The organism is Actinosynnema sp. (assembly GCF_052038725.1).
Genome location: NZ_JBQGCX010000150.1, coordinates 1 through 1,604, shown reverse-complemented (window position 1 = coordinate 1,604; position 1,604 = coordinate 1). Strand labels below are relative to the sequence as shown.

Below are 1,604 nucleotides of genomic sequence, written 5' to 3'. Positions count from 1 at the left end.
GCGGCGCCGTCCTTGCGGCGCAGGCTCATCTCGAGGGCCTCGAGCCGGGCCTGGTTCGAGGAGCTCAGGCTCGCGCTGCGCGAGTACGACCGCAAGCCGTGGCGGTTCTCGCCCGAGGACGAGGCCGGGTTGTTCGACTGGTACGCGGCGCTGGTGCGGCGGATGGTCGACTTCCCCACGTTCGGCCTGGACGAGATCACCGCCGCGCTGGGCGACGTGGAGCGGCGGTGCCGGGAGCGCGGGCACGGCCTGCGGGCGGTGCACGCGGCGGCGCGGGCGATCGCGGCGCACCGGGGTGACTGGGAGGCCGAGGAGCGGGCCCACGTGCAGTGGGTCGCGGCGGGCGGCGCGGACACCGAGGACGGCGGGTCCCGGGCGGTCGGGGTCGAGCGGATGCTGCTGCGCGGCGACGAGGCGGCGGTGGCGACCGCGCACGCGCTGGCCGGGCCCGTGCTGGCCGATCCCGCCGCGAACGACCTGTTGGCGCTGAAGGTGCGGTGCGCGATGCTGCTGCCGCTGGCCAGGGCCGGGATGGGCGAGCGGGCCGCGCTGGCGTACCGGCGGGTGCTGCGCGGGCTCAGCGGGCGGGCGCGGGCGGTGGAGGAGCACGGGCGGGTCGTGGAGTTCTGCGCGCTGACCGGCAACGAGGACGCGGCCGTGGACTGGTTGGGGCCGATGCGCGGGTTCGAGGCGCGGGAGCGGCCGTCGGCGGTGCTGGGGTTCGCGACGGCGGTGGCGGTGCTGGCGGAGCGGGTGGTCAGGGCCGGGCGCGGCGACACGCAGCTGGACCTGGGCGCGGGCGACCCGAACTCGGTGCCGTTCGCGGTGGTGGCGCGGCGGATGCGGCGGCTGGCGCTGGAGCTGGCCGAGGAGTTCGACGCCCGCAACCGCACGTCGGCGGTCGGCGACCGGACGCGGGCCCGCTTGGCGGCGCCCCCGGTGTCCCGGTTCCTGCCGCTGACCCCGACCTCCCGCCCCTGCCCCGGCGTGCTGCCGCCCGCCGGGCTCGACGACGGCGAACTGCTGGACCTGGCCGAGCAGCACGACCTGCGGTGCGAGCAGGAGCAGGCGCGGGCGTGCCTGGCGGCGGTGGGCGACGAGCTGCCCAAGCCCTTGGCGGGGCGGCAGGCGGAGCTGCGGGCGCGGTTCTTCCAGGGCGAGGAGACCGAGCTGCGGATGCGCTGGGCGGCGCAGGTGCACCTGCGCCACGGCGACCCGCGCAGGCACTTGCTGAACCACTGCTGGTTGGGCGTGTGGGTGATCGGGTCGGGGCGCGGGGCCGAGGGGTTGGCGCTGACCGAGGAGTCGGTGGAGCGGCTGCGCGAGATCGGCGCGCCGGACGCGGTCGGGTGGGGCGAGCACTGGTACGCGCACGCGCTGCGGGCCGTGGGGCGGGGCGACGAGGCGCACCGGGCGCTGGAGCGGGCGGCGGTCGCGGCGCGGGAGGCGGGCGACGCGGTGCTGGCGGCGGCGGTGGGGGTGCGCGAGGCGGCGTGGCGCAACGAGGACGGGCGGCAGGCGGAGCAGGCGCGGGAGCACGCCGTGGCGGCGCTGGACGCGGCGGTGTCGGTGGAGGCGTGGGAGCGGGCCGTGGAGGCGGTGGA

General features: G+C 78.3%; 1 pseudogene. It reads left to right on the top strand.

Annotated features, from left to right (window positions below):
• Positions 1-1,604 (top strand): annotated as a pseudogene (locus tag ACTUAL_RS02905) (hypothetical protein); the annotation flags it as partial.